Source organism: Ruegeria sp. CRTD044 (assembly GCF_059613485.1).
Genome location: NZ_JBXWSP010000016.1, coordinates 280,083 through 300,762 on the forward strand (window position 1 = coordinate 280,083; position 20,680 = coordinate 300,762).

23 protein-coding genes are annotated in these 20,680 nt (G+C 61.4%); 9 read left to right on the plus strand and 14 right to left on the minus strand.

Annotated elements, in window-relative coordinates:
- Positions 1–7: 7 nt before the first annotated feature.
- Positions 8–1,504 (plus strand): phosphomannomutase/phosphoglucomutase, encoded by a 1,497-nt coding sequence (locus AC2FNL_RS13730; RefSeq protein WP_496833985.1) that lies wholly within the window; start codon positions 8–10, stop codon positions 1,502–1,504.
- 30 nt (positions 1,505–1,534) lie between these two features.
- Here the strand turns inward: AC2FNL_RS13730 and AC2FNL_RS13735 are convergent, their stop codons facing one another.
- Positions 1,535–3,514: an AsmA family protein gene (locus tag AC2FNL_RS13735; protein ID WP_496833986.1), complete on the minus strand. Its 1,980-nt coding sequence runs from the start codon at positions 3,512–3,514 to the stop codon at positions 1,535–1,537.
- A gap of 98 nt (positions 3,515–3,612) precedes the next feature.
- On the opposite strand from AC2FNL_RS13735, the gene rimO reads away from it, so the two are divergent.
- The gene (gene rimO / locus AC2FNL_RS13740; protein WP_093964702.1) at positions 3,613–5,004 is read left to right on the plus strand and encodes a 30S ribosomal protein S12 methylthiotransferase RimO; all 1,392 of its coding nucleotides are present in this window, start codon (positions 3,613–3,615) and stop codon (positions 5,002–5,004) included.
- 58 nt (positions 5,005–5,062) lie between these two features.
- Here the strand turns inward: rimO and AC2FNL_RS13745 are convergent, their stop codons facing one another.
- Entirely contained in the window at positions 5,063–5,251 is a 189-nt protein-coding gene (locus AC2FNL_RS13745; RefSeq protein WP_244952318.1) for a hypothetical protein, read from the minus strand.
- A gap of 229 nt (positions 5,252–5,480) precedes the next feature.
- On the opposite strand from AC2FNL_RS13745, the gene AC2FNL_RS13750 reads away from it, so the two are divergent.
- Positions 5,481–5,723, plus strand: coding sequence for a CDGSH iron-sulfur domain-containing protein (locus AC2FNL_RS13750; protein ID WP_093964700.1), 243 nt, complete (start codon positions 5,481–5,483; stop codon positions 5,721–5,723).
- 5 nt (positions 5,724–5,728) lie between these two features.
- Here the strand turns inward: AC2FNL_RS13750 and AC2FNL_RS13755 are convergent, their stop codons facing one another.
- The 5 genes from AC2FNL_RS13755 to AC2FNL_RS13775 form a co-directional block, all read right to left on the minus strand.
- On the minus strand, positions 5,729–5,986 hold the full coding sequence (locus tag AC2FNL_RS13755; RefSeq protein WP_093964699.1) for a DUF6455 family protein: 258 nt from the start codon (positions 5,984–5,986) through the stop codon (positions 5,729–5,731).
- The gene (locus AC2FNL_RS13760) at positions 5,983–6,255 is read right to left on the minus strand and encodes a DUF6455 family protein (protein ID WP_496833987.1); all 273 of its coding nucleotides are present in this window, start codon (positions 6,253–6,255) and stop codon (positions 5,983–5,985) included. Before AC2FNL_RS13760 ends, AC2FNL_RS13755 begins: the two co-directional genes overlap by 4 nt.
- Before the next feature lie 17 nt (positions 6,256–6,272).
- Complete coding sequence (locus AC2FNL_RS13765) at positions 6,273–6,524, minus strand: DUF6455 family protein (protein ID WP_093964697.1); 252 nt, start codon at positions 6,522–6,524, stop codon at positions 6,273–6,275.
- Between the two features lie 69 nt (positions 6,525–6,593).
- Positions 6,594–6,962, minus strand: a complete 369-nt coding sequence (locus AC2FNL_RS13770) for a YigZ family protein (RefSeq protein ID WP_093964696.1) — start codon at positions 6,960–6,962, stop codon at positions 6,594–6,596.
- Positions 6,959–7,657, minus strand: coding sequence for a M48 family metalloprotease (locus AC2FNL_RS13775; RefSeq protein ID WP_093964695.1), 699 nt, complete (start codon positions 7,655–7,657; stop codon positions 6,959–6,961). The genes AC2FNL_RS13770 and AC2FNL_RS13775 overlap by 4 nt, the downstream gene beginning before the upstream one ends.
- A 118-nt stretch (positions 7,658–7,775) precedes the next feature.
- Here AC2FNL_RS13775 and AC2FNL_RS13780 point away from each other — a divergent pair, with 118 nt between their 5' ends.
- The gene (locus AC2FNL_RS13780; RefSeq protein ID WP_093964694.1) at positions 7,776–8,015 is read left to right on the plus strand and encodes a DUF8831 family protein; all 240 of its coding nucleotides are present in this window, start codon (positions 7,776–7,778) and stop codon (positions 8,013–8,015) included.
- Here AC2FNL_RS13780 and AC2FNL_RS13785 read toward each other — a convergent pair.
- Positions 8,012–8,287, minus strand: coding sequence for a DUF167 domain-containing protein (locus AC2FNL_RS13785; RefSeq protein ID WP_093964693.1), 276 nt, complete (start codon positions 8,285–8,287; stop codon positions 8,012–8,014). The two genes, AC2FNL_RS13780 and AC2FNL_RS13785, sit on opposite strands and share 4 nt — an antisense overlap.
- 123 nt (positions 8,288–8,410) lie before the next feature.
- Between AC2FNL_RS13785 and AC2FNL_RS13790 the strand changes: the two genes are divergently transcribed.
- Positions 8,411–8,989, plus strand: a complete 579-nt coding sequence (locus tag AC2FNL_RS13790; RefSeq protein WP_093964692.1) for a nitroreductase family protein — start codon at positions 8,411–8,413, stop codon at positions 8,987–8,989.
- Complete coding sequence (locus tag AC2FNL_RS13795; protein WP_176432506.1) at positions 8,986–9,687, plus strand: EI24 domain-containing protein; 702 nt, start codon at positions 8,986–8,988, stop codon at positions 9,685–9,687. The genes AC2FNL_RS13790 and AC2FNL_RS13795 overlap by 4 nt, the downstream gene beginning before the upstream one ends.
- On the opposite strand, the gene AC2FNL_RS13800 is transcribed toward AC2FNL_RS13795, so the two are convergent.
- Positions 9,688–9,963 (minus strand): DUF1467 family protein, encoded by a 276-nt coding sequence (locus AC2FNL_RS13800; protein WP_093964691.1) that lies wholly within the window; start codon positions 9,961–9,963, stop codon positions 9,688–9,690.
- A gap of 22 nt (positions 9,964–9,985) precedes the next feature.
- Positions 9,986–10,390 (minus strand): methylmalonyl-CoA epimerase, encoded by a 405-nt coding sequence (mce, locus tag AC2FNL_RS13805; protein WP_170340045.1) that lies wholly within the window; start codon positions 10,388–10,390, stop codon positions 9,986–9,988.
- Between the two features lie 134 nt (positions 10,391–10,524).
- Here mce and AC2FNL_RS13810 point away from each other — a divergent pair, with 134 nt between their 5' ends.
- Positions 10,525–11,244, plus strand: a complete 720-nt coding sequence (locus AC2FNL_RS13810) for a response regulator (RefSeq protein ID WP_496833988.1) — start codon at positions 10,525–10,527, stop codon at positions 11,242–11,244.
- Between the two features lie 263 nt (positions 11,245–11,507).
- Here AC2FNL_RS13810 and aspS read toward each other — a convergent pair whose 3' ends face one another.
- Positions 11,508–13,283, minus strand: a complete 1,776-nt coding sequence (gene aspS, locus AC2FNL_RS13815) for an aspartate--tRNA ligase (protein WP_496833989.1) — start codon at positions 13,281–13,283, stop codon at positions 11,508–11,510.
- Between the two features lie 205 nt (positions 13,284–13,488).
- Here aspS and AC2FNL_RS13820 point away from each other — a divergent pair, with 205 nt between their 5' ends.
- Positions 13,489–14,715: a class I SAM-dependent methyltransferase gene (locus tag AC2FNL_RS13820; protein ID WP_496833990.1), complete on the plus strand. Its 1,227-nt coding sequence runs from the start codon at positions 13,489–13,491 to the stop codon at positions 14,713–14,715.
- 5 nt (positions 14,716–14,720) lie between these two features.
- Here AC2FNL_RS13820 and AC2FNL_RS13825 read toward each other — a convergent pair whose 3' ends face one another.
- Genes AC2FNL_RS13825 through AC2FNL_RS13835 form a run of 3 tightly spaced genes read right to left on the minus strand, consistent with a single transcriptional unit; the run spans position 14,721 to position 17,124 of the window.
- Complete coding sequence (locus AC2FNL_RS13825) at positions 14,721–15,392, minus strand: CPBP family intramembrane glutamic endopeptidase (RefSeq protein ID WP_496833991.1); 672 nt, start codon at positions 15,390–15,392, stop codon at positions 14,721–14,723.
- The gene (locus AC2FNL_RS13830; protein WP_496833992.1) at positions 15,389–16,036 is read right to left on the minus strand and encodes an aminotransferase class IV family protein; all 648 of its coding nucleotides are present in this window, start codon (positions 16,034–16,036) and stop codon (positions 15,389–15,391) included. The genes AC2FNL_RS13825 and AC2FNL_RS13830 overlap by 4 nt, the downstream gene beginning before the upstream one ends.
- On the minus strand, positions 15,991–17,124 hold the full coding sequence (locus AC2FNL_RS13835) for an aminodeoxychorismate synthase component I (protein ID WP_496833993.1): 1,134 nt from the start codon (positions 17,122–17,124) through the stop codon (positions 15,991–15,993). Before AC2FNL_RS13835 ends, AC2FNL_RS13830 begins: the two co-directional genes overlap by 46 nt.
- Positions 17,125–17,296: 172 nt before the next feature.
- Here AC2FNL_RS13835 and carB point away from each other — a divergent pair, with 172 nt between their 5' ends.
- Entirely contained in the window at positions 17,297–20,650 is a 3,354-nt protein-coding gene (gene carB / locus AC2FNL_RS13840) for a carbamoyl-phosphate synthase large subunit (protein ID WP_496833994.1), read from the plus strand.
- Positions 20,651–20,680 lie beyond the last annotated feature (30 nt).

Genomic DNA, 20,680 nt, shown 5'->3' on the forward strand with positions numbered 1-20,680 from the left:
ATTTTCCATGACCAAACCAATCCCCGAGGTGACCCCGAACACCTGGAGCTTTCTGCGCGATGCGATGATCAAACCGACCGGGTTTCGTGAATATGATGCCCGCTGGAAATACCCTGACGAGATCAACCTGCCGGGGATGACGGCTCTTGGACTTGGTTTGGGCACTCAGATGCACAAACGTGGGATCGAGCCGGTGATCGCGGTCGGCAACGACTACCGCGACTATTCTCTGGCGATCAAGAATGCGTTGATTCTGGGCCTCATGCAGGCCGGTATCCAGGTCAAGGATATTGGCCCGGCGCTGAGCCCGATGGCGTATTTCGCCCAATTCCATCTGGATGTTCATGCAGTCGCCATGGTGACGGCCAGCCACAACCCCAACGGTTGGACCGGGGTCAAGATGGGTTTTGACCGCCCTCTGACCCACGGCCCTGACGAAATGGCCGAGCTGCGCGACATCGTGCTGAACGGCGAAGGCGTGGCGCGCCCCGGCGGGTCCTATGAATTCGTGGACGGCGTGAAAGAGGCCTATATCGACGATCTGGTGGGTGATTTCAAAATGTCGCGCCCCCTCAAGGTGGTCTGCGCGACGGGGAACGGCACCGCATCTGCCTTTGCCCCCGAGATCTTTGAGCGGATCGGCGTCGACGTCGTACCCAGCCACAACCGGTTGGATTACACCTTCCCCAACTACAACCCGAACCCCGAAGCGATGGAGATGTTGCACGACATGGCTGACGCCGTCAAAGCCAGCGGGGCGGACCTGGCGCTTGGGTTTGACGGAGACGGCGATCGCTGCGGTGTAGTCGATGACGAGGGCGAGGAGATCTTTGCCGACAAGGTCGGTGTCATCATGGCGCGCGATTTGGCCAAGCTGCACCCCGGCGCGACCTTCGTGGCCGACGTGAAATCGACCGGCCTGTTTGCAAGCGATCCCGAGCTGCAGGCCCATGGTGTCAAGGCGGATTACTGGAAAACCGGCCACAGCCACATGAAACGGCGCGTGAAGGAAATCGGCGCGTTGGCCGGGTTCGAAAAGTCGGGCCATTATTTTCTGGCCGAGCCAATCGGGCGCGGATACGATTGCGGAATGCGGGTCGCGGTGGAAATCTGCAAACTGATGGACCGAAACCCGGGACAGAGCATGTCCGATCTGCGTCGCGCCCTGCCCAAGACATGGTCGACCCCGACCATGTCGCCCTATGCTGCCGATACCGAGAAGTATGACATCCTCGCCCGACTGGTGGACAAGCTCGTTGCCAAGGCCGAGGCGGGTGAAACATTGGCAGGTCGACCTATCAAGGAAGTCGTGACCGTCAATGGTGCCCGCGTCATCCTCGACAATGGAAGTTGGGGCCTGGTCCGGGCGTCTTCGAACACGCCCAACCTGGTGGTGGTCTGCGAAAGCAGCGAGAGCGAAGATGAGATGCGGGCAATTTTCGCCGATATCGATGCCGTAATCCGCACCGAGCCGGGTGTGGGCGACTACGACCAGACGATCTGAGCAAAAAAGGGGCGCTGCGGCGCCCCTTTCTCAATCCCGTCCGAGCAGTTTCAGCAAGCCCTTCTTGGCCTCATCTTCAAGCTTCTGCTTTAGCGCGTCTTCGACCTGTTCGCTGTCGGAAATGGTTGTATTCAACTCCTCTCCGACCTTTTTCAGCGCCTTGTCCTTCGCGTCCTGCTCCAGTTCCTTGAGCTTCTCTTCCGTCGCGGCTTCGATCACCTTGCTCAGGTCGGGCTTGATCGACGGATCGCTCCACGGCCCCTTGATCCGCACAGGCACGGCAATGCCATTGCCGCCGTTCGCCCGCAGCGCGACCGGCGTGAACACATAGTCGATATCCCGCGCGCCCAGCCCGACACGGCCCGCGCCATCGGCACGGAAATTGTCAAGCTGCATCAGAAGGTCGTTGTTCGTCAGGTTGCCGTCCTGCATCGTGTAGGTGGCAGTCAGGCTGTTGAAGACGGTGGTCCCTCCACTGCCTTCGCCGCGCCCCATCAAACGATCCAGATCAAACCCGGAGATCACCCCCTTGCCGACGTCCACGCTGCCCTTGCCGCTGAGCGAGCGCATGATTTGCGCTTCGGTTTGCCCCACCCCCAGGAATTGCAACGTTCCGGACGCAGTACCGGACAGACGTTCGACACCGCCCAACGTGGTCAAAGCCTGCTTGAGGTCGATACCCGTGGCGGTCAGGTTGCCCCCGACCGACAGTCCGTTTCTATTGTTGGCCACGACTTCTCCGGTCAGCTTTCCGGAAAACAGCGTGGCCGGTTCCATTTTCAGAACCGCACGCGACCGATCCAAACTAAGGCTCAGATCGCTGGGGCCAAAGGTCATATCAGGAATGGCGATCGAATTGGCTTTCAACCGGATCGTTCCATTTGCCAATGCAAGGGGTGACGCGTCGATCGGCGCCTGGGACCAGCCTTCGGGCGCCTGTTTCCCTCCGCCCGTGCCGCCGCCGCTGCTGGGCGCGCTGCCGGCTGTTGCCTGCGTCAGGTCAAGGTCACCGGTACTCAGCCGCGCAGTAATCCTTGGTGGGTTTGCGATAACAATATCTGCGGCACCGTCAAAACTGTTCTGATCCAGAACGGCGCGCATATCCCGCAAGGAAATGCGCCCATCCTTGGTGTAGGTCATCTGGCTGGACACATCCGCGACCCGTCCAAGTCCCATGGGGACTGACACCCCACCCTGACCAAAAGCGGCCAGCATCGCGTCGGTGTTTGTGGTCCGGACATGAGTTTTGCCGTCCATTTCACCGGCCAGGTTGACGCGTCCGTCAAAGCTGATCTCTCCGCCCGGCGCTGTCAGGCCAAGAACCAATGGCGTCACCGCGCCACTGGAGAATGCAGGTAGATCCGGAATTTCCAGATCAACCTCAACCGCGCCACCGGGCACCGGCATTGATGCACTCATCTTCATCGGCGCAGTGACATCGGGCCAACTGGCCTTCAGATCGACCCCGGAAAAGCCCATCTGAGGGACACCGTTTTCCACATAAACCAGACGCGCGTTGCTGAGCTCCAATCGGTCCAGGGTCACGGTTCCTGTTTCGGCCGGCGCCGCAGAGTTGGGTGCGGGTACATTTGCATTGCCAGAGCCCGTGTTTGACGCTCCGGTTTGCGGCGCCGTCATTTCCCAGTTGCCCCGCCCTTGTGACAGTTCCAGCCGCAAGACGGGATCCTCAGCCACGACGCGCCGGATACGCACATCCCCCGCCAGCAGCGCTGAGGCATCGACGCCAACTGCCAGGCTTTGCGCGCTCAGCATAGGTTCGGAGCTGGCCCAGGGCGCGTTCCCAAACGTAACCGGCCCGGTTTCCATTCCCAGAACCGGCCAAAAGGACAGGCGGACATCGCCGGACAACGTCAGCTCACGTCCGGTCTGCGCCTTGACCTGTTCGGCGAGGATCTTGCCCAGCTTGTCGCCGGGCATCAATAGCAACGCCCCGATCACCAGCCCCACGACCGCAACCAGAATGAATAGAATGCGTATCAGCCACTTCATGATTTGCTCTCTGCCTTGCCGGCTTTTTGCCTCAGCTTCGATGTTCCTCGCGTGCGAAGGATTTGCAAGGGGAAGATTTCCCCACTATATGCCGCGCAATGAGCACCAACCCGCCAAACCTACGCCCCGATCTGGCACCCGCAGCCCGGATCACCGACGCACCGCGCAGCGGCCAACCCACCATCGGAATGGTGTCCTTGGGGTGTCCCAAGGCACTGGTCGACAGCGAGCGCATCCTGACGCGCCTGCGCGCCGAAGGATACGGGATCTCGCCCGACTATTCAGGTGCGGATGCCGTGATCGTGAACACCTGCGGGTTTCTGGACAGTGCCAAGGCCGAAAGCCTCGAAGCAATCGGCGAGGCTCTGGTGGAGAATGGCAAGGTCATCGTGACCGGGTGCCTGGGCGCCGAGCCGGACTACATCCGCGAACATCACCCGCGTATCCTGGCCGTGACCGGGCCGCACCAGTATGAACAGGTGCTGGATGCCGTTCACGCCGCCGTTCCGCCTGATCCCAATCCGTATGTGGATCTGTTGCCGGCTTCGGGTGTGAAGCTGACCCCGCGCCACTACAGCTATCTTAAGATATCCGAGGGCTGTAATCACAAGTGCAAGTTCTGCATCATACCGGACATGCGCGGAAAACTGGCAAGCCGACCGGCCCACGCCGTTCTGCGCGAGGCTGAAAAACTGGTCGACAGCGGTGTACGCGAATTGCTGGTGATCAGCCAGGACACCTCGGCCTTTGGCCTGGATCGCAAATACGATGTGAACCTCTGGAAAGACCGGGAGGTGCGCAGCCACATTACCGATCTGGCCCGTGAACTGGGCCAACTGGATGCGTGGATACGGCTGCACTACGTCTACCCCTATCCACATGTGCGCGAGTTGATCCCGCTTATGGCGGATGCAGGCAGCAACCTTTTGCCATACCTGGACATCCCGTTCCAACACGCGCATCCGGACGTTCTGAAAAGGATGGCGCGACCGGCAGCCGGCGCCAAGACACTGGACGAGATCGCCGCCTGGCGCGCGATCTGCCCCGACATCACGGTGCGATCTACCTTCATTGTCGGCTACCCCGGGGAGACCGAGGCCGAGTTCCAGACCCTGCTGGATTGGATGGACGAGGCGCAGTTGGATCGCGTCGGGTGCTTCCAATACGAAAACGTTGAAGGGGCCCGCTCGAACGACTTGCCGGATCACGTCCCGGATGAGATCAAGCAAGAGCGCTGGGAGCGTTTCATGCAAAAGGCCCAGGCGATTTCCGAAGCAAAACTGGCGTCGAAAGTGGGTCAGAGGATCCAAGTGATCGTGGATGAGGTGGATGCTGAGGCCGCCACCTGCCGCACCAAGTCAGACGCGCCCGAGATCGACGGCAACCTGTTCATCGACGACGGTCATGAAAATCTGAAACCCGGTGACATCGTCCTTGTTCAGGTCGACGAGGCTGGTGAATACGATCTGTGGGGGAATCTGGTGCGCTGAACCGCCATCCGGCGGAAGAAGGCAGACGGCCCCCAAATCGGGACCGTCTGCAAAAAGCTTATTGAGTGACCGGGTTACACACGGTCTGGCCGGCCTCGGTGGTGGCCAGTTCATAGCCTGCCGAACAGCTGGGCGAGCCATATTTGTCATAGCTTGGCTGAACGTAAACCGGGGTGGGCTCTTCCTGCTGCGAGCAAGCAGTCAGGATCAAAACAAAGGCGCCGGCGGCAGCGAATTTCAGTTTCATGTCCATCAATCCTTTAATACTTTTCTGATATTGCCCAACTTTTCGGGGCCAGGTTAAGGATACGGGCAGTTCGGCTTTCTGGCAACAGATACGGTCACATCCGTGTGATCAGAGGCGAATCCACGCTTGCACCACGACGTGACACCGCAGAACCCGGACGCGCGAACTACACATTTCTCTGCATTGGGCTAAGCTCTCGGATGTCCCTTTCAACAGCCGGAGCGCCAGAATGCCAAAAGGATCTCAAATCGCCCAGAAATCACCCTACCCCATCGAAGTGACTGAGGGCAAAAGCTACTTCTGGTGCGCTTGCGGACGCTCCAACCGTCAGCCATTCTGCGACGGCTCGCACAAGGAAACCGGGATCGAGCCGGTAAAATATGTAGCAGAATCAAGCAAGAAGGTCTTCTTCTGCGGATGCAAGCAAACCGCTAGTCCGCCGCTGTGCGACGGGAGCCATTCCAAGCTATAGGCCAATCAGGTCAAAGCATTCAAAGCTTTGGCATTGGCGCAGAATTCCGGGGCGGCGGTCGCCCGGCTTTGTTGGCACGCAAGCCAGACAGCACATCTTTCGCTGCAGTCAGCGGCTCGACAACGGGTCACCATTTCGCTGTATCCCTGCGCGGTCAGCCGCCCTTCGGCGATAGCTTCGGACAGCGAGATTTCCATGCAGCGCGCAACCGACCGCGTAAGCCAGAAGTGTTTTTCTATGTCTCCGAGTCGCACATGTTTCATTGTTTTTCCTGATTCTGCAGCGTCTTAAGTTTGGCGAATCGGTTCCGGTTCGGACATGTCTCTGGGGCCTCAACCCTGCCACCTCGGTGCGTCTGCCAATCGCTACAGTCGCAAGCCCACTCGCAGCCTCGGCACCGTCCCACCATGCGCGCCCATTCGTCGGGACTGAGCCGACCCGTGCGATGGGCATCTACAAGGTCAACGCCGGTCGCCTGCCCCATCCGCAGAACAAGGCGTACATGCTTCATGGTCTGGCCAAGGACGTTCATGGTTCTGCCCGTCCGCTCTAGGGTGCAAGCCTGGCCAGCAATTCCTGGTTTCGGCAATACTCCGGTGGTGGTCCGTCGCTGCTTTGAAGCGCCAGCGCGCGGTCGCAGTGATCGGGGTTCGAACAGCCTGTACAGCGCAGCACCGCGTCGGTGATTTCGTCGATCGAAACCGAACCGCCAATCGCGGCCTCCTGCAGGTCAACGCCCAGTTTCAGGGCCATTCGATCCACCAAAGCGGCATGGCGGCGCAATTCTTCGCGTCTGGACATCCGAGTTCCTTTCGCTGTCTCGCTGAAAAGAACCCTACCCCCATAACCCGACGGCGCCCTTGATTCAGGTCAAGAGACGACCCCCAGGTCGTCCAGGTAGGCCCGTGTAGCGTCCTGGACCCGCCTGAAACGATCGCCGCCCAGTTTTTTGCCGCCATACCACCGGGTCACAATGACCAGGTGATCCTGCACACCGGCGCGTTCCAACATGCGCAATATGACCATCCCCGCACCAGTTTCGCCATCATCGGCCTTGAGAGCGCCGGTCGGCAAAATCGCGGCCCACGTGTTATGGGTCGCCTTGGCATATGCCTTGTCCGATTTAAGGTCGCGCAACACCGCATCGACCTCATCCCGCGACCTGACGGGCGCACCACTCACCGCGTATTTCGAGCCTCGGTCCGTCAGAACGACCCCCATCCGTTGGATCTGGGTCATCGGGTCAGGCCTAGCTGGGCGGCTGTTTCCAGAACAACTTCGATGCGCTTGGCATTGGGCGGATGAGACGCCAGAAAGCGGTCACCCGGATCGGGAATCCGGCTGAAATAGGCCATGCCGACCAGCGGATTGTACCCGGCCGAGTAGGTGATCAAAGTTCCCATCCTGTCCGCTTCCAGCTCGAATTCTTTCGTATAGCTCTGAACTCCGACCTCGGCACCCAGCTTCTGGGCACGTTCAATTCCGGCCGCGTCCTCGCCTTGCGCCTCAGCCAGTTCTCCAAAAATTCGAGCCCCTTCCTTGGCGTTTTTTACCTGCCGGGCGATGTGGCCCAGGATGTGATGCGCCGCCTCGTGCCCCATCACAAACGCCATCTCGTCAGCGTTCTGCGTCGACTTGACCATTTCCTGCGTGAAAATGATGAACGGGCGCCCATCCTTGTCCAACGTCTGGAACGCATTTGGCTCGGCAAAAGGATCCGTGTCGATCAGAATGCCGAAATCGCAGTTCTGCCCCCGTGTCTCGCGCTGACAGACTTTTTGCGCGGCAGCCCCGACCGACCTGCTGACCTGCTGAAACGTCAGTGCCGAGTCGCGCAGTTCGGGCGAGGACGGTGACCAATCATCAACCGCAATGAACCCTCCCGCAGTGCACGCGGACACAACCAAGACCAGCAAAAACCTGAGGCGGTGCATTCCGGATCCTTTCTGTTCGTGCCGGCAGGAAAGCTTAGCGCGATGTGGCCCCCCTGACCACAGCCCGAAACCCAATCAGCGGGTTGCATTGCGATCGCAGGCTGGGCAGTCTGGGAACATGTTTTCGATTGAGCATGAATTCGACTCGACAGTCATTACCCTGGTGGACGAAGGCCCGGAGCCTTTGCAAGAAGACGTGGTGATCAACAGTTTCGCCGAGTGCGTCACGATCGAGCAGTTGGACCCCCGAACGGACCAGATGCAGAAAATCACCCTTTCGCCCGAACAGGTGCGCGATCTTGCGGCCGCCCTGGATCTGCCCGAAGGGGTGTATCAAATCAGGGAGACACCGGCCTAGGGATCGTAGACAAAGACCTTGTCGCGCCCTGTATGGCCTTTTTTCAGCGTCAAAGCCGACGGTGAGGCACCCATGGCCCGAGCCAGCAGCTTGACCACGGCTTGGTTCGCCTTTCCATCCTCGGGCACGGCGGTGACAGCGATGTGCACTGTCGCCCCGTCGAAAGAGACCCGGTCCTCCGCAGCTTTGGGGGTTACTCGCACGGGAATCGATTGCCCGGGTCGCGTCAGATGCGCAAGGTCCGGCAGGTTTCGCAGTTTCGGTTTTGCCATCACATTCTCTTCCGTATTTGGAAGGTGCCGGGTGGCACAATATCCAACAGTTTTGCATCTTGCCCTTGAAACCGGCGCGTGTCTGACCGAGATACGACAGGACCATGTAAAGGAAATTAACATATGACGCTGAAAAACCCGGCTGCGTTCGAGTTCCTGCAGTCGCGCAGGTCGCGGCCCGCCAAGACGTTGATGGCCCCGGCGCCGACCCGCGACGAGTTGATCCCGTTGCTGACCGCAGCCGCTCGCAGCCCCGATCATGGCAAATTGGAACCTTGGCGGTTCATCGTCATCGAAAAAGGCGCAATGCCGCGATTGGCCGATCTGACCGAGGAACGAGGCGTTGCGCTGGGGAAAGGCCCCGAAGACATCGCCAAGGCCCGCAGTCAGTTTGATATGGGGCATCTCGCTGTTGCCGTCATCGAAGTGCAGAAGCCATCGCCGAAAATCCCGGAAATCGAACAAACCTACTCGGCCGGGGCGGTCTGCCTTGCACTGCTCAACGCAGCCCTTGCAGCGGGTTGGGGTGCCAATTGGCTTTCAGGTTGGCAGTCGCACGACCGCGAATTCTGCGAACGCGGTTTGGGCCTGGCCGACAATGAACGCATTGCCGGACTGATTCACATCGCAACCGAAGGGGCCACGCCGCCCGAACGGCCTCGCCCGGACGTAGCCGCGATCACTGAGTGGGTGACGGAATGATTATCCTCAATGCGTTCTTCGCTGCCTTGGGGCAGCTCGGAGATGCCCGTTTCCGATCGGTGCTACTGCGCGGTGTCGGCCTGACGATTGTGCTACTTGTTGTTGCCTGTGTGCTGGCGATTTGGGGCATCAACGCCCTTTCTGGTCAGGAGATCTCGCTGCCATTTGTCGGCGACGTCCCGTGGCTGAACGACGTTTTGAACTATTCAGGTATCTTTCTGGTTCTGATCCTGCCGGTGTTTCTGATGGTGCCGGTGGCCTCAGCCATCACATCGATGTTTCTGGATGAGGTCGCACAGGCCGTTGAAGACCGGCATTATCCGAACCTACCCCCTGTTCCGTCCGTCCCGATCTGGGATGCGCTGTTGGACTCGTTGGGATTCTTGGGCGTTTTGATTGTGGCCAACGTAATGGCGCTGGTCCTTTACGCGCTGTTCACACCCCTCGCTCCGTTCATCTTTTGGGGAATGAACGGGTTTTTGCTGGGGCGGGAGTATTTCACGCTGGCGGCCATGCGCCGGATCGGGCGCGACGGTGCTCGGGCGTTGCGGGCACGCCATGCCGGGACGATCTGGGTCGCCGGAACCTTGATGGCCATTCCCCTGTCGATCCCGTTGGTGAACCTTGTCATTCCGATCATCGGAGCCGCAACGTTCACGCATATCTTTCATGGACTGTCGCGACAGGCTGAGCGCTGATTACTCGCGCGGTTCCATCTGGTTCAACCAGTCAAAATCACGAACTGAAATCACGCCAGAAACAATGATCCCTGCGATCACCGCCCACAAAACGATGGAAATACCGGTGGTGATCCAGATCTTTTTCTTCATGTGGTGAACTTCCGGAGCACCCGCATGGGTCCCCGGCACGATGTCGCCCAGATCGCCTTGCGTTTTGATGCGGACCGGCAGCACGACCAACAAGGTCATGAACCAGATCACGGCGAACAATACCAGCGCAGCAGTGATTGTCATTTCGGCGCCTCCTCAGCCCGGCTCAGACTTGCTCCAGCTCCACAAGGCATCCGTTGAAGTCCTTGGGGTGCAAAAACAGCACAGGCTTGCCGTGCGCGCCGATTTTGGGCTCTCCGGTTCCCAGAACGCGGGCACCGGTCGCCTTCAGGTGATCCCGTGCGGCGATGATGTCCTCGACCTCATAACAGACATGGTGGATGCCACCCGCCGGGTTCTTTTCCAGGAAGCCGTTGATCGGGCTGTCGTCGCCCAGCGGGTACAGCAGCTCGATCTTGGTATTGGGCAGTTCGATGAAGACCACCGTCACGCCATGATCCGGTTCATCCTGAGGTTTACCAACGTTGGCGCCCAGCGCGTTGCGGTATTGGGCGGATGCGGCCTCGAGGTCGGGCACGGCGATGGCGACATGGTTCAGGCGGCCAATCATGGCAGTCTCCTCTGTTCTGCGTTGCAGCGTTTATGGGGGCTGCCCTGTCAAAGGGCAAGTGCGCCAAAACGCGCGTTAACCCTGTGTTAGCCAGGAGTTCCTAGCGTGGGGCATCTGCTGAAAGGAGTTCTGCCATGGACGATTCGGTGCCGTTCGCCCCATCCGCCGTTGCCCCCAGCGCCACTCGGCCTTTGCTGGGTCAAACCATTCTGGTTGTCGAGGACAGTCGTTATGCCTGTGATGCGATGCGACTGATGTGCCTGCACAGCGGCGCCCGCATTCGCCGGGCCGATTGCCTGAGGTCTGCGCGCAGGCACCTTCAGATCTACCGCCCGTCGGTGATCGTAGTGGACATGGGCCTGCCGGACGGCTCCGGCGCAGACCTGATCGCGGAACTGAACGCGGTTTCCCCCCGTATCAGCGTCATCCTTGGTATGTCCGGCGACGACTGCGCCGAAACGCTTGCCTTGCAAGCCGGGGCCGATGGTTTTCTGGCGAAACCGTTGAATTCGCTGATCAGCTTCCAAAGGGCCATCCTGGAGAACCTCCCCGAAGACCGTCGCCCGGGTACACTCCAATCCGTCAAAGACGAACAGATCTGCCCCGATCCGCTGGCTTATCAGGATGACATGGCGCATATCGCAGATGTTCTGACTGGGCCTGCGGATTCACGCATGCTGGACTATGCCGCGCAATTCCTGCGCGGTGTAGCCCGAGATGCCGAGGACACGGTTCTGGAGCAGGCGGCCCATGACCTCGCATCCTCGCGCGCCGAGGGCGCTCCGGTAACAGCCTTGGCAGCGCGCGTTGCCGGTCTTGTCCAAAGCCGTCTTGAAAGACGAAAGGCGATCTGAATGACGTTGGCCTATTTCATGACAACAACCATGCTCTGCGCTTGGTGGTATTGGCACACCCGCAGATCCGCACGGACCATTCGCGCTAACCGCAAAAAACAGCCGAACTGGCTGGACTGATCTCAAGTTCCTTTGGTTTTAGCCGCCTGCAGAACGCGGGCCCATATACGCGCTGAAGCACTTAGCAGAAAGATCGCTTCGCGCCGTCGCCGTAGTTTCGACCGCACCCAAAGGTTTTTCACACTCTGGGTACGGTCCTTGGCTCATTCCTGAGGGATGACCCGCAGGCCCAGTTCCATCAGCTGATCCGAAGTCGGGTCCGACGGCGCTTGCATCATCAAGTCTTCGGCGCGCTGGTTCATCGGGAACATCATGACCTCGCGGATGTTGGCCTCGTCCGCAAGCAACATAACGATCCGGTCGATGCCGGCGGCGCAGCCTCCGTGCGGCGGAGCGCCATAGTGGAACGCGTTGAACAGCGCGCCAAAGCGACTTTTGACCTCGTTCTCGCCATAACCGGCAAGCTCGAACGCTTTGAGCATGATCTCGGGCTTGTGGTTCCGGATCGCACCCGACACCAGCTCGTAACCGTTGCAGGCCAGGTCGTACTGATAACCCTTGACCTCAAGCGGGTCGCCCTGCAGCGCCTCCATGCCACCCTGCGGCATCGAGAACGGGTTGTGTTCGAAATCGATCTCGCCGGTTTCCTCGTCCTTCTCATAGATCGGGAAATCCACGATCCAGGCAAAGGCGAACCGGTCTTTTTCCGTCAGGCCCAGCTCTTCGCCGATAACATCGCGCGCCTTGCCGGCGACTTTTTCAAAGGCTTTGGGCTTACCACCCAGGAAGAACGCCGCGTCACCGACCCCAAGGCCCAGCTGCTGGCGAATTGCCTCGGTGCGTTCGGGGCCGATGTTTTTGGCCAGCGGGCCGGCGGCTTCCATCCCCTCACCCTGATCGCGCCAGAAGATATAGCCCATGCCGGGCAGACCTTCTTTCTGGGCAAAGGCGTTCATGCGGTCGCAGAACTTGCGGCTGCCGCCACCCGGCGCGGGGATCGCGCGGATCTCGGTGCCTTCCTGTTCCAGCAGTTTGGAGAAGATCGCGAAACCGGACCCGCGGAAGTGTTCCGACACCACCTGCATCTTGATCGGGTTGCGCAGATCGGGCTTGTCGGTGCCATACCACAGCGCCGCGTCCTTGTAGGAGATCTGCGGCCATTCCTGATCAACCTTCCGGCCACCGCCGAATTCTTCAAAGATCCCTGTCAGCACTGGCTGGATCGTGTCGAACACGTCCTGCTGGGTTACGAAGCTCATCTCGAGGTCGAGCTGGTAGAAATCGGTGGGCGAGCGGTCGGCGCGCGGGTCTTCGTCGCGGAAGCAGGGCGCGATCTGGAAATACTTGTCGAAGCCCGACACCATGATCAGCTGCTTGAACTGCTGCGGTGCCTGCGGCAACGCATAGAACTTGCCCGGATGCAGGCGCGAGGGCACCAGGAAGTCGCGCGCGCCCTCGGGGCTCGAGGCGGTGATGATCGGCGTCTGATATTCGCGGAAGCCCTGATCCCACATGCGGCGGCGCATGCTGGCCACCACGTCCGAGCGCAGTGCCATGTTGCGCTGCATCACCTCGCGACGCAGGTCCAGGTAGCGATAGCGCAGGCGGGTTTCTTCGGGGTATTCCTGGTCGCCGAATACCATCAGCGGCAGCTCCTCGGCCGCGCCCAGCACCTCGAGTTCGCGGACATAAACCTCGATCTCGCCGGTGGGCAGCTTGGGGTTTACCAATTCGGGGTCGCGCGCCTTGACCGTGCCGTCGATGCGGATGCACCATTCCGAGCGCACTTTCTCCAACGCGCTGAACGCGGCGCTGTCGCCGTCGCACAGAACCTGGGTCACGCCATAGTGGTCGCGCAGGTCGATGAACAGCACGCCGCCGTGATCTCGCACCCGATGAACCCAACCCGACAGGCGGACGGTTTCACCGACATTTGCGGCGGTCAGATCGGCGCAGGTGTGGCTGCGATAGGCGTGCATGGATGATATCCCTTCGGGCGCTGAATTCGTCGCGCCGATACACCGCGATCGGGTCGGGAAGTCAAGGGTTGGAGCACGATGCGCCTCCATCGGAGCCCGGAATGCAGACAAATTCGAAAAAATCGCTATCTTTTGGACATGTGAACTTAAATAGTTTTCCCGGCACGCGGGAGCTAGGCCCCTTGAGCAAGGAGGTGTTCGGCCGATGTGGCAAACTGTTTTGGATCGCGTATTGCGGGGTTTCATCACCCGCGGAACTCTGCGGATCACCTTCCCGGACGGGACGGCGCGCACTTATGGTGACGCCACGCAGCCCGAGGCGCATGTCACCCTTCATGACCCCGCATTGATGGCGCGCTTGGTGCGCAACCCCGAGATGGCTTTTGGCGAGGGCTACATGAATGGCACGCTGACCGTCGACGAGGGCGGCCTTGAAAGAGCCATGCGGATCGCGATTCGATGCGCGGCCAGCGGGTCATTGCCCTTGCTGCAGCAGATTCAGGACTGGGCCGGGTATCTGCTGCGGCCGATCCTGCAGCGCAACTCGGTCCGCTCGGCGCGGCGCAATGTTGCGCATCACTATGACCTGTCCAACGACTTCTACCGGCTGATGCTGGACCCTGACATGCAGTACAGCTGCGCCTATTTCCAGCAGCCCTGGATGACTTTGGAACAGGCACAAGCCGCCAAAAAGGCGCATATTGCGCGCAAGCTGTGCCTGGAGCCCGGAATGCGCGTGCTGGACATCGGCTGCGGCTGGGGCGGTCTGGCCCTGACGCTGGCGCGTGACCACGGCGTGCAGGTGACCGGGCTGACCCTGTCGCAAAACCAGCACCGCACCGCCACCGCGCGGGTGCAGCAGGCCGGGCTGACCGACCGCATCGACATTCGGTTGATGGACTACCGGCAGATGCAGGATCAGTTCGACCGGATCGTCTCGGTCGGGATGCTGGAGCATGTGGGCGCGCCACAGCTGCGCACCTATTTCGACCGGGTCGCAGCCCTGTTGAAGCCCGACGGTGTGGCGTTGATCCATTCCATCGGCCGCAACGGGCCGCCCACCGGCCAGTCGCCCTGGCTGAACAAATATATCTTCCCGGGCGGTTATGTCCCGTCGCTCGAGGAAATCGTCAAACCCGTGGCGCGCACCGGTCTGTGGTTTCTGGATGTCGAAAGCCTGCGGTTGCATTATGCCCTGACCCTGCGCGCTTGGCGCGACCGGTTCGAGAGCAATCTGGATCAGGTGCGCGCGATGTATGACGACCGGTTCATCCGCATGTGGCGGTTCTACCTGACCGCCTGCATCCTGGTGTTCGAAGAGCGCGACCAGACCGTTTTCCAACTGCAGCTGGGTCATCGCCGCGACGCGGTGCCGTTGACGCGGGACTATCTGTATCAGCCCGGTCAAGACATGCGCGACGCCGCCGAGTAGCGCCCCTAGAACGGGCGCTGCACGTTTCCGGAATAGAAGAACACGCCCAGCCCGGCGGCAAAGATGATGTTGCCCGCGATCGCGTGCAGCAGCACCGCATAGAAGAACGACCCACGCTTGCGGTAGGCCCAGGAAAACAGCAGTCCGCCCGCGAATGTCATCACGGTGACGATCCAGCTCCAATACATCAGGTGGGCAAAGGCAAACAGCCCGGCGTTCAGCAACGGCAAGGCCGCGCCGTTAGGCAGGACCGCGTGATAGCGGCGATAGAACAGCGTGCGGAACAGCAGCTCTTGCGGCAGTGCCGACAGCAACGGATAGCCCAGCCAGATCACGGCCAGAAATTCGGGCCGGTTCAGCAGCAGAAAAAAGGCCGCATCCGGACGCGTGGCCATCACCAGGGCCAAACAGATCGCCGCCATTGCCAATGAAAACCCGATCACCTCGGCCCAGCGCCAGTTGCGCCAGCCATAGCGCAGCTCAGCCCAGGAAAAGCCCGAGGTGCGGTGCAGCAGGGCGATCCCGACAGCGGTGAAGAAGAACAGGGCCGGAAACATCCAGTCGGGAGGAAACAGAACCGCAATCAGAAAGGGGACCGCGACGTAGAACGCCACAAACTCAGCCTTCAGGCGCAGGTTCGACACCTGCAATCCACGCGCAGAGCTGCGGTCGCTCATGGCAGCATCACCTTGGCCGGTATCAAACCGCGCAGGGAATTGCCCATCCAGACCCGGCGCGCGGCGGCCAGATCATGCAGAGTCAAGACCGCCTCGGCCGCGCGTCCGGTTTCGAGCAACTCCTCGCGCAGGATGCCCGGCAGCAGGCCCGCCGCAATCGGCGGTGTCAGCAGGCGCCCGCCGTCGGTTTCGACGAACAGGTTGGTGATGGTGCCCTCGCACAGTTCATCCCGTTCGTTCAGGAACAACAGCTCGTCCACGCCGTCGGGTAATTCCGCCCGTGCCTGATCATAGATCGCGCGGCGGGAGGTCTTGTGGCGCAGCCAGATGTCCGAGGACGCCAACCGCGGCGTGGCGATGCCCACTGTCCAGCCCGGCGGGTTGTCCGCCAGAGGCCCCGTGGTGATCTCAGGTGCACCGGTCAAGTCCAGCGTCAGCCGACACCGCAGCGGGTCCGCGCCGGACACGCCGGCCACCACCTCGCCCACACGCCGCTCGCCGAACCGAACACCCAGCCAGTCAGCCGTCCGCGCCATGCGCAGCAGGTGGCGCTCCAGCCGCACGAACCCCTGCCCGGGCCGAAACGCAAAGGTTTCGATCAGGCGGAGATCAGGCTCAGTTGGTGCGCGAACCGGGCTTTCCATAGCGCTTCCTCGTATTCCGACTCGGCGGTGCTGTCCCAGACGACGCCCCCGCCGACGTTCAACGTGGCCCGGTTGCCCTCGACCATCAAGGTCCGGATCGCGACGTTGAATTCCGACCGCCCGTCCGGGGCGGCCCAGCCGATGGTGCCGCAATAGATGTCGCGCGGCCAGGGCTCCAGATCCGACAGAATCTCCATCGCACGGATCTTGGGCGCCCCGGTGATCGAACCACAGGGAAACAGCGCCGTCAGGATGTCCGACAGCCCCGCCCCCACCTGCAGCCGCGCCTGCACCAGCGACACCATCTGATGCACGGTGGCGTAGGTCTCGACCTTGAACAACTCGGGCACCTGAACGGTTCCCGGCAGCGCCACGCGGCTGATGTCATTGCGCAGCAGGTCCACGATCATCAGGTTCTCGGCCCGGTTCTTTTCGTCCGAGGACAGGAAATCGCGCCGCCGCGCGTCCTCGGCCAGGTCGGCGCTGCGCGGCTGGGTGCCCTTCATCGGCCGGGTCTCGATCATCCCCTCGGCATCGGTGCGGAAGAACAGCTCGGGAGAGCGGCTGAGCAGATCGGGCAGCCCGTCCTGCTGGACCAGCGCGCCATGGCCGACCGGTTGTCCGGCGGTCAGCGCGGCATAGAGCGCGGCGCTGTCGCCCTCGGTTTCCAGATCTATAGGAAAGGTCAGGTTGGCCTGATAGATGTCCCCGGCCCCGATTGCATCATGCACGGCACGGAAGGCTTCGGCATAGCGCGCCTCGCTCCAACGCGGCTGGAACGCGGTCAGCCCGGCCGCACCGGACGGCAGGTCCTGGGCGCTCGGGCCATCAAACACCCCAAAACACAAAAGCGGCAATCGACGGTTCGCGGGCAGCCTTGCGGCCAGCTTGGGCTCAAGCGCATAGCCCAGCTCGTAACTGGCATATCCGGCCAGCCAGCCGCCCTGCGCGCGCGCGTCATCCAGCGCCGCCAATGCCTGGGGCACCTGCTCCGCCCGGTCGGCGCGGATCACCTGGGCGGGCCGGTCGAAACCGGTGCCCGGACCGGCGGGTCCCTGATCGAAACGAATGCGCAATTGCTTCCTCATCTGCCGTTCAGCGGCATATAGAGAATACGGTGCCAAGGGAAAGGGGGGAAAGCGGCAATTTCGCTTCCGTTTCCGATCCCCCTTGCACCTTTTGCCCGGGTCCCTATAACCCACGACAATTTGGGCGCATGGGCGGCGCCCGCGACTCGTGCAAAATCGAAGGGACCAGGCCATGCCGAAGAGAACCGACATCCAGTCGATCATGATCATCGGGGCGGGGCCCATTGTCATCGGGCAAGCCTGCGAATTCGACTATTCCGGTGCCCAGGCCTGCAAGGCCCTGCGCGAGGAAGGGTATCGGGTCATCCTGGTGAACTCGAACCCTGCCACGATCATGACCGACCCGGAACTGGCCGACGCCACCTATATCGAGCCGATCACGCCCGAGGTCGTCGCCAAGATCATCGAAAAGGAACGTCCCGACGCGCTGCTGCCCACGATGGGAGGTCAGACCGGCCTGAACACCTCCTTGGCGCTGGAGGAGATGGGCGTGCTGGAAAAATTCGGCGTCGAGATGATCGGCGCCAAGCGCGAGGCTATCGAAATGGCCGAGGACCGCAAGCTGTTCCGTGAGGCGATGGACCGCCTGGGTCTTGAGAACCCCAAGGCCACCATCGTCACCGCCCCCAAAAAAGCCGACGGCTCTGCCGATCTGGATGCCGGCGTGCAAATGGCCCTGGACGAGCTGGAAAACATCGGCCTGCCCGCGATCATCCGCCCAGCCTTTACCTTGGGTGGCACCGGCGGCGGTGTGGCTTACAACCGTGAAGATTACATCCACTTTTGCCGCTCGGGCATGGATGCCTCGCCGGTGAACCAGATCCTCGTCGACGAAAGCCTGCTGGGCTGGAAAGAATATGAAATGGAGGTGGTGCGCGACACTGCCGACAACGCGATCATCGTCTGCTCTATCGAAAACGTCGATCCGATGGGCGTACATACCGGTGACTCGATCACCGTGGCCCCTGCCCTGACGCTGACCGACAAGGAATACCAGATCATGCGCAACGGCTCAATCGCCGTTCTGCGCGAGATCGGCGTCGAAACGGGCGGATCGAACGTGCAATGGGCGATCAACCCGGCAGACGGCCGCATGGTCGTGATCGAGATGAACCCGCGCGTGTCGCGCTCGTCGGCGCTGGCGTCGAAGGCGACGGGCTTCCCGATCGCCAAGATCGCCGCAAAGCTGGCCGTGGGCTACACGCTGGACGAGCTGGACAACGACATCACCAAGGTCACACCGGCCAGCTTCGAGCCGACCATCGACTATGTCGTCACCAAGATCCCGAAATTCGCCTTCGAGAAATTCCCCGGATCCGAGCCTTACCTGACCACCGCGATGAAATCGGTGGGCGAGGCGATGTCGATCGGCCGCACGATCCACGAATCGATGCAAAAGGCGCTGGCTTCGATGGAGTCGGGCCTGACCGGGTTTGACGAAGTTGAAATTCCGGGCCTGAGCATCGGCCCATGGGATGCGGTCGAAAGCAGCGACGACAAGGCACATGTCATCAAGGCCATCAGCCAGCAGACACCCGACCGTTTGCGGACCATCGCGCAGGCGATGCGCCACGGTCTGACCGACGACGAAATCTTTGCCGTCACCAAGTTCGACCCGTGGTTCCTGGCCCGTATCCGCGAGATCGTCGACGCGGAACGCACCGTTCGCAAGGACGGCCTGCCGATGACCGAGGACGGCCTGCGCCGGCTCAAGATGCTGGGCTTTACCGACGCGCGTCTGGGCAATCTGGCCGGCCGCGACGAGGCCAACGTGCGCCGCGCCCGCCACAATCTGGGCGTCACCGCCGTGTTCAAGCGGATCGACACATGCGCCGCCGAGTTCGAGGCGCAGACGCCCTACATGTATTCGACCTACGAGGCCCCAACGATGGGCGAGGTCGAATGCGAGGCCCGCCCCAGCGACCGCAAGAAGGTCGTCATTCTGGGCGGCGGCCCCAACCGGATCGGCCAGGGGATCGAGTTCGACTATTGCTGCTGCCACGCCTGTTTCGCGCTGACCGACGCGGGCTATGAAACAATCATGGTCAACTGCAACCCCGAGACGGTGTCGACCGACTACGACACCTCGGACCGGCTGTATTTCGAGCCGCTGACCTTCGAGCATGTGATGGAGATCCTGCGGACCGAGCAGCAGAACGGCACACTGCACGGCGTGATCGTGCAGTTCGGTGGTCAGACTCCGCTGAAGCTGGCCAATGCGCTCGAGGCCGAAGGTATTCCGATCCTGGGCACCACGCCCGACGCGATCGACCTGGCCGAAGACCGTGAACGGTTCCAGGCGCTTGTCAACGATCTGGGCCTGAAACAACCCAAGAACGGTATCGCTTCGACCGACGCGCAGGCGTTGGAAATCGCCGAGGAAATCGGCTTCCCTCTGGTGATCCGCCCCTCCTACGTTCTGGGCGGCCGCGCGATGGAGATCGTGCGCGACATGGATCAGCTGAAACGTTACATCAATGAGGCCGTGGTGGTCTCGGGCGACAGCCCCGTGCTGCTGGACAGCTATCTGGCCGGCGCGGTCGAGCTGGACGTGGACGCGCTGTGCGACGGCAAGGATGTCCATGTGGCCGGCATCATGCAGCATATCGAAGAGGCCGGCGTGCACTCGGGCGACTCGGCCTGTTCGCTGCCGCCCTATTCGCTGTCGAAAGAGATCATCGCCGAAATCAAGGACCAGACCTACAAGCTGGCCAAGGCGCTGAACGTCGTGGGCCTGATGAACGTGCAGTTCGCGATCAAGGATGGCGAGATCTACCTGATCGAGGTCAACCCGCGCGCCAGCCGCACCGTGCCCTTCGTGGCCAAGGCGACCGACAGCGCCATTGCCTCGATCGCCGCGCGGGTGATGGCGGGCGAGCCGCTGTCGAACTTCCCGCAACGCCCGCCCTACAAGGAGGGCCAGGACACCAAGATCGCCGACCAGATGACCCTGGCCGACCCGGATATGCCGTGGTTCTCGGTGAAAGAAGCGGTGCTGCCCTTCGCCCGCTTCCCCGGTGTCGATACCATCCTCGGCCCCGAGATGCGCTCGACCGGCGAGGTCATGGGCTGGGACCGCGACTTCCCGCGGGCCTTCCTCAAGGCGCAGATGGGCGCGGGGATGGTGCTGCCGTCCAAGGGACGGGCATTCATCTCGATCAAGGATGCCGACAAGGGTCCGGCGATGATCGAGGCTGCGCAGGTTCTGGTCGAGCAGGGATTCTCGCTGGTGGCCACCCGCGGAACACAGACATGGCTGGAGTCCAAGGGCGTGCCCTGTGACGTGGTCAACAAGGTCTACGAGGGCCGCCCGGATGTGGTGGACATGCTGAAGGACGGTCAGGTCCAGTTGGTCATGAACACCACCGAAGGCGCGCAGGCAGTTGAGGACAGCAAGGCGATCCGCTCGATCGCGCTGTATGACAAGATCCCCTACTACACCACGGCTGCGGCCAGCCACGCCGCCGCGCTGGCGATCAAGGCGCAGGCTGAAGGGGATGTGGAGGTCAAATCGCTACAGGGTTGACGCCCGCAGCGGACAAGCAAAAAGCCCCGG